Source organism: Kitasatospora sp. MY 5-36 (assembly GCF_001182915.1).
Classification (GTDB): Bacteria; Actinomycetota; Actinomycetes; order Streptomycetales; family Streptomycetaceae; genus Kitasatospora.
Window position 1 is genome coordinate 1 of the sequence record NZ_LFVW01000831.1, and the last position, 4041, is coordinate 4041.

Here is a 4041-nt window from a genome sequence, read left to right on the forward strand (position 1 = left end):
TTCTGGATACGATCCGGGGTGTCAAGGCGGGGCGGCGGGGGCGGCTTGTGCGGCGGGTGTGGTCGTGGGTGCGGTCATAGCGGGGTCACCACCAGGGTCGTGTTGTGGCCGCCGAAGCCGAACGAGTTGGACAGGGCCGCGCCGGCGCGCACCGGGCGCGGCGCGGTGTGCACGACGTCGAGGTCCAGGCCCTCTTCGGTCTTCTCGTGGTTGGCGGTGGGAGGGACGGTGCGGGCGTTCATGGCCTCGATGGCGGCGATCAGCTCGACGGCGCCGGCGGCGCCGATCAGGTGGCCGATGGCGCCCTTGGTGGAGGTGACCGGCACGCCGTGGGGGCCGAACACGGCGCGCAGGGCGGCGGCCTCGGCCCGGTCGTTGTGCACGGTGGAGGTGCCGTGGGCGTTGACGTGGGCGATGTCGCCGGGCGCGAGGGCCGCGTCGGCGAGGGCGGCGCGCATCGCGGCCACCGCGCCGGCGCCGTCGGGGCGCGGGTTGGACAGGTGGTAGGCGTCCGCGCTCGCGCCGTACCCGGCGAGCAGCGCGTACGGGGTGCGGCCGCGGGCCCGGGCGTCGTCCAGGCGTTCCAGGACGAGGAAGCCGGCGCCCTCGCCCATCACGAAGCCGTCGCGGTCGGTGTCGAAGGGCCGTGAGGCGCGCCGGGGTTCGTCGTTGCGCAGGGAGTGCGCGCCGAGGTTGCCGAACGCGGCCAGGGTGACGGGGGTGAGGGTGGCCTCGCAGCCGCCGGCGATCACCACGTCGGCGCGCCCGGTCTCCAGCAGCAGGGCGCCGTGGCCGATCGCGTCCGCGCCGGAGGCGCAGGTGGTGGCGATGGTCAGGGCGGGCCCGTTCCAGTGCAGGCGCATCGCGATCTGGGCGGCGGCCGCGTTGGGCATGGTGACCAGCGGCATCAGCGGGGAGACCCGCAGCGGCCCGTGCTCGGTGTACAGCGCGGACTCGCGGTCGCTGGTGGTGCGTCCGCCCACGGCGGTGCCCACCACGATGGCGCTGCGCCCGGGTTCGGGTTCGGGGCGTCCGGCGTCGGCGTGGGCGGCGAGTGCGGCGAGGGTGCCGTAGTGGGCGAACGGGTCCAGGCGGCGGGCGTCCTTGGCGGGGACGAGGTCGTTGTCGGGCAGGTCGGTGACCTTGCAGCCCAGGCGCACCCGGTGGCGGGCCAGGGCGGGGTCGGTGAGGGCGGTGGCGGTGGAGCGCCCGGAGGCGACGGTGCGCCAGAGGTCCTCGACGGTGTGGCCGGCGGGGCTGACCACGCCGAGGCCGGTGACGGCGATCGGCGGCCGGTGGTGGGGGGCCATGGCTTCGTCTCCTTAGCGCGGTCGCGCGGGCGGCCCGGCGGTGGCAGCGGGGGCGGGGCGGGCTGGTCCGGGCCGGTCGGATCAGGCGGGCCGGTCCGGCCGGGCAGGCCGGATCAGGCGGGCGGGGCGGGCCGGATCGGGCGGGGCGGGCGGGTCAGATCAGGCCGGTCTGGGCGGCGGCGGTCAGGAACGCCTCGGCGGCGAAGTCGATGTCGGCGGCGGTGTGGCGGGCGGTGACGGCGATGCGCAGCCGGGCGAGGTCGTTGGGCACGGCGGGGGTGACGACGGGCAGGCCGATGACGCCGGCCTTGCGGCAGGCGGTGGCGTAGTCGTAGGCGGCGTCGTCGCTGCCGGCGATGACGGGCAGGACGGCGGTGGTGGAGTCCATGGTGGAGATGCCGGCGTCGTTGAGGCGGGTGCGCAGGCGCTGGGCCTGGGTCTGGGTGTGGGTGACGCGCTCGGGTTCGCGGCGCAGGATGCGCAGGGACTCCAGGGCGGCGCCGGTCTGGGCGGGGCCGAGGGCGGCGGAGAACAGGAACGGGCGGGCGGCGTAGCGCAGGTGGCCGATGAGGTCGTGGCTGCCGGCGATCCAGCCGCCCATGGAGGGGATGGCCTTGGAGAGGGTGCCGAGTTTGACGTCGACGCGGACCTTGTGGTCGAAGTGCTCCTCGATGCCGCCGCCGGTCTTGCCGATGACGCCCAGGGCGTGGGCCTCGTCGACCATGAGGAGGGCGTCGTAGCGGTCGCAGACCTCGCGCAGTTCGGGCAGCGGGGCGATGTCGCCGTCCATGGAGTAGACGCTGTCGACGATGACCAGGCGCACGCCGGTGGGGGCGGCGGCCTTGAGGCGGCGCTCGAGGTGGTCGACGTCGTTGTGGCGGAAGCGGGTGACGGTGGCGCCGGACAGGCGGCAGCCGTCGACGATGGAGGCGTGGTCGTACTTGTCGATCAGGACGGTGTCGCCCTGGCCGACGAGGGCGCCGACGGTGCCGACGTTGGCGGCGTAGCCGGAGCCGAAGACCAGGGCGCGTTCGCGGCCGGCGAAGCGGGCGACCTCGGCTTCGAGTTCCTCGTGCAGGGGGATGGTGCCGGCCAGGGCGCGCACGCCGTGGTTGCCGGTGCCGTAGACGTCGACGGCGGCCTTGGCGGCGGCCACGACGCGTTCGTCGCCGGCCAGGCCGAGGTAGCTGTAGCCGGACATCATGAGCAGGCGCTCGCCGTCGAGGTCGCAGTAGGCGCTGTCGCGTTCCATGGTGTAGGCGACGAAGCTGTTGCGCCGGGAGGGGTCGGACTCCAGTGCGGCCACGCGGGCGTTCGTTGCGGCGAGCTTCGGCTCCAGGCGGTCCCATGCTCCGGTGGCGTTCACGGGTTTCTCCTTCACGGCGTCACGGTGTTCACGGCTTTTCACGGTTGTTCGCGGCTGTTTCGCGGCTGTTCGCGGTTGCGTGCGGCTTTTCGCGGCTCGGGGTGTTTCTCGAAGCCTTCACGCGGGGTGCTCAAGGATGGCTACATTTCTACGGCAGGATGCGCAAGGCGTCCGCAATAGGCGCTTTCCTGGCCTGCGGGAACGCTCTGACGTGCGGAAACCTTGCGTCCACGACGCATTGACCGGCCGGTGGGTATGTTTCCGCAACCGGTGTTGACACCGCGCGATGCGGCGAATGTATGGTCGAAATCCGCCGAAACCGAACGGCTGGTCGGCGGTTTATTGTTCCGATCCGCAATTTCCCACGCCGACGGCCGGAACGGGCCGTCACTTCCGCTTTGGCTCGAGGGGGTTGGAGCTCGTGTTGAAAGGCTTCAGGGAAGACGGTCCGTCCGGTAGATCGGGGGCCCGCGCATGCTGATCCGCCTGACCGGTCTGGTGGCCGTCGAGCACGAGGACGGCGCCCCGCAGCACCTGTCCAGCGCCCAGGCCCAGGTGGCGTTCGCCCGCCTGGTGCTGGAGCGCTCCAGCGGCACCAGCCGCGACCAGCTGGCCGACACCATCTGGCCCGACGGCCTGCCCGACACCTGGGCCTCCGCGCTGCGCAGCGTGGTGAGCCGGGTGCGGGCGTTCGTCACCGATCCGGGGCAGGGGCCCGGTGCGACCCCGCTGATCTCCCAGGGCGGGCGGTACGTGCTGCGACTGCCCGCGGACGCGGCGGTGGACCTGGAGGCGGCGGCCTCGGCGGTCGGCGAGGCCGGCGAGGCGCTGGCCGCGGGCGGCCACGCGGTGGCGCAGCAGCTGGCCGCGGGGGCGCTGGCGAACCTGCGCGGGGCGTTCCTGCCCGACCACGAGGGCGAGTGGGCGCAGGGGGTGCGCGAGCACGTGGAGGAGCTGCGCATCAGCGCGTTGGAGACCGCGAGCCTGGCGGCGTCGGCGCTGGGCGAGGAGCACCACGCGCTGCGCTGGGCGGACGAGGCGGTGCGCCGGGCGCCGTTCCGGGAGAGCGCCTACCGCTGCCGGATGGAGGCGCTGGCCGCCTCCGGCAACCGGGCGGAGGCGCTGCGCTGCTACCAGCAGCTGCGCCAGGTGCTGGCCGAGGAGCTGGGCATCGACCCGGCCGCCGAGACCCAGGAGCTCTACCTGGCGATGCTGCGCTCCCCCGTGCCGGCGGCGCCGGCGCCGGCGGCGGTGCGGGCGGTGGACCCGGTGCTGATGGGGATCTTCGAGCCGCTGGCGCTGACCCGCCTGGCCCGGGCGGCGCCGGCCCCGGTGCGCGCGGCCTGAGCCCGGGGCCCCGCGCCT

The 4041-nt window shown here is 74.4% G+C and carries 3 protein-coding genes; 1 reads left to right on the forward strand and 2 read right to left on the reverse strand.

Annotated elements, in window-relative coordinates:
* Positions 1-74 precede the first annotated feature (74 nt).
* On the reverse strand, positions 75-1310 hold the full coding sequence (locus AE652_RS36810) for a beta-ketoacyl synthase (RefSeq protein WP_049659472.1): 1236 nt from the start codon (positions 1308-1310) through the stop codon (positions 75-77).
* 154 nt (positions 1311-1464) lie between these two features.
* A complete protein-coding gene (locus tag AE652_RS36815; RefSeq protein ID WP_049659474.1) occupies positions 1465-2676 on the reverse strand; it encodes an aminotransferase class I/II-fold pyridoxal phosphate-dependent enzyme in 1212 nt (403 codons plus the stop codon).
* Between the two features lie 474 nt (positions 2677-3150).
* Here AE652_RS36815 and AE652_RS36820 point away from each other — a divergent pair, with 474 nt between their 5' ends.
* Positions 3151-4023 (forward strand): bacterial transcriptional activator domain-containing protein, encoded by an 873-nt coding sequence (locus AE652_RS36820; RefSeq protein ID WP_049659476.1) that lies wholly within the window; start codon positions 3151-3153, stop codon positions 4021-4023.
* Positions 4024-4041 lie beyond the last annotated feature (18 nt).